The following is a 2327-nucleotide window of genomic DNA, read 5'->3' as shown; positions in this document are numbered from 1 at the left end:
ATCGATCCGAAGGCGATGTGGCCATATCCCGCCTCGCCCCAGTCGGTCCCCCAGGAGTTCTTGATTATCCAGCCCTCTTCGTCCCATCCGACCAGTACGACGACATGATTCAGCTCCCCGGTGGGAGCCGGATTGGAATATACACCTTCCGAATAGAACAGGAAGAGGTCGTCCGCGAATATCCCCACAGCGAGAGGGCCATATTCGAAGAGAGCATGCATATAGACCTCGGGGAAGTCGGGCTCTATCTTGAAATAGCTTTCGATCGGATAGATGACATGTTCCTCCCAGTCGCGCGAGTACCTGCATTCGTCACTGATCCCTGTGTAAGGCATCGCCGCCTCATCGAGGATACCGCCATTGATCATGAATGTGAAACAGCTGTCCGACCAGCCCCCCTGGCAGTCCCCGCAATTTGTACAGCAGATCCGCCCGTTGGAGACGAGGTGCTGTTCGCTGAGATCGAGCTCCGTGCCGTAGATGAACTTGAAGGATGATTCGGCAGTGCCTGCTGCGGCGAAGGCCCAGCAGCTTCCGCAGCTCCCCTGATCCTTGACGGGGGTCACTGCGCTCACTCCTCCGAAGTCGCGCCAGTCCAGCTCGTCGGGGACGGAACCGGGCACGATCTGTATAGTGGGAGCGCCGTCACCGGGTACAATCAGGTTACCAAGGATCCGCCTCTTCGCCTCGACCGGCAGCAACGCCTTCGATGTGAGTCCCGCCTCCCACTCGAGACCATTATCCCTGATGTACTTCCTTATCTGCTCGAGTCGCAGTTCGGGTGGAAGATCGGGGACAAGGTTCTCAAGCCTGCTTCCCTCCGTGGTCCGGGCTTCCTGCGCGCTCAGTACAGATGCAGGCAGCAAAATCATTAACGCGATAGCAAGGATTCTCATACTTATCTCCATCGAGGCAGGCCAGGTGGGGCACTCAAGAAAGTTAATACCTCAGCGGAAATTGTCAATAGGGGGCACCCATTCAGCTTACGATCGATTTCAGGACCCCGATGAGTAAGACGAAGCCGAAGACCAGCAGGAGGCCGACGACCAGCTTGACAGTCTCGTCCTGCTTGCGCTGCTTTTCGATGGTCCGGACAGCGAACTCGAGGGAATCTTCGTTGAGGTCGGACAGGCAGGCGGTGATATGTCTTATATGAAATCTGATCTGTGATTTCACCCTCATATACGATGTGACCGTACCGATCAGGCAGAGGATCGTATACACCATGAATCCGAATCCCGACATCTCCCTTACATAGCCGTAAGTGAAGAAGAAATAGAGCAGCAGGCCGGGGACGAAAATAAGGGCCCCTGAGGAGGCAAGGGTCATCTCACAGAGGTACGCTTTTCGTTTCAGGAAGACCATGATCCCGGAAAGACTGTCCTTTGTCGGCAGGCCGGGATCCGAGATCCGGTTGAACTGCTGAAGGATCTTCAACTGGATCCAGGCCATAGTCGCCAGCAGAACGACACCGGCCATACAGACATAGAGGACATTCGGCGTATCCCTGTACACAATGAAGTTAAGGAGAAACGCGAGTCCGCTGAGCATCTTGAAGATCAGGTCCTTCTGCAGCATGCCCCTGATCCTGTTCTGTATCGATTCCGAATGGCTCCCCATGAACCTGTCGACGGAGATCCGGCCGGAGCCCGGAACTTCCGTCTGTTCGTGGAGAATATTCCATAACATCCTCATGTCCTGATCCTTCATTTTTCTGATCCTTTCAATTTTTCAGCCAGACTGAGCTTGATCCTGACCAGTTTGACGCTGACATTCGATTTGCTTATCCCCATGATCTCCGCTATTTCTTCGTATTTCTTTTCTTCGAGCCATAACATGATGATGGCCTTGTCGATCTTGTTGAGCTTGGAGATAGCCCGGAACAGCTTCTCCTTCTGGTCCCTTTCCTCATATGTGTCCGTTGTGTAAGAGGTGTGATTCTGTGAATAGTATTCTTCTTTGGATATGTCTTTCTTCCGTTTCCTGATCTGGCTGATCGCGGTATTAATGGCGACCCTGTACATCCACGTGCTGAACCGGGCATCTTCCCGGTAACTGCCGTATGACCGCCACAATTGAAAACAGATTTCCTGGAAAAGGTCTGCCCTGTCCTCCGGATTATCCGCGTAGAGCAGGGAGACCTTGTGAATGATCCCCTTGTTCTCTTCAAGTATTTTTGTGAATTCTCTTTTATCGAATCTCATTTTCTTCATTCTTTTTCATCATTCCGATGTCTGACATTTCTCTGTTCCCGGTTCTCACAAGATATGTCGCAGATCGATGAAAATAACTACAGGAAAAATCAACGACCGGTTCGATCCTATGAT

Annotated in this window: 3 protein-coding genes; all 3 read right to left on the bottom strand. The window is 52.3% G+C overall.

All coding sequences use genetic code 11. From position 1 onward, the window contains the following. On the bottom strand, positions 1–896 hold an 896-nt coding region (locus KOO63_16145; protein ID MBU8923348.1), incomplete at its 3' end, for a C1 family peptidase. 82 nt (positions 897–978) lie between these two features. Then, complete coding sequence (locus KOO63_16140; protein MBU8923347.1) at positions 979–1710, bottom strand: hypothetical protein; 732 nt, start codon at positions 1708–1710, stop codon at positions 979–981. Further along, positions 1707–2204, bottom strand: a complete 498-nt coding sequence (locus KOO63_16135) for a sigma-70 family RNA polymerase sigma factor (protein ID MBU8923346.1) — start codon at positions 2202–2204, stop codon at positions 1707–1709. Before KOO63_16135 ends, KOO63_16140 begins: the two co-directional genes overlap by 4 nt. Positions 2205–2327: the final 123 nt, after the last annotated feature.

The organism is Candidatus Latescibacterota bacterium, assembly GCA_019038625.1.
GTDB lineage: Bacteria > Krumholzibacteriota > Krumholzibacteriia > Krumholzibacteriales > Krumholzibacteriaceae > JAGLYV01.
Note: the sequence above shows the minus strand (reverse complement) of the source record. Positions and strands in the feature narration are given on the sequence as shown.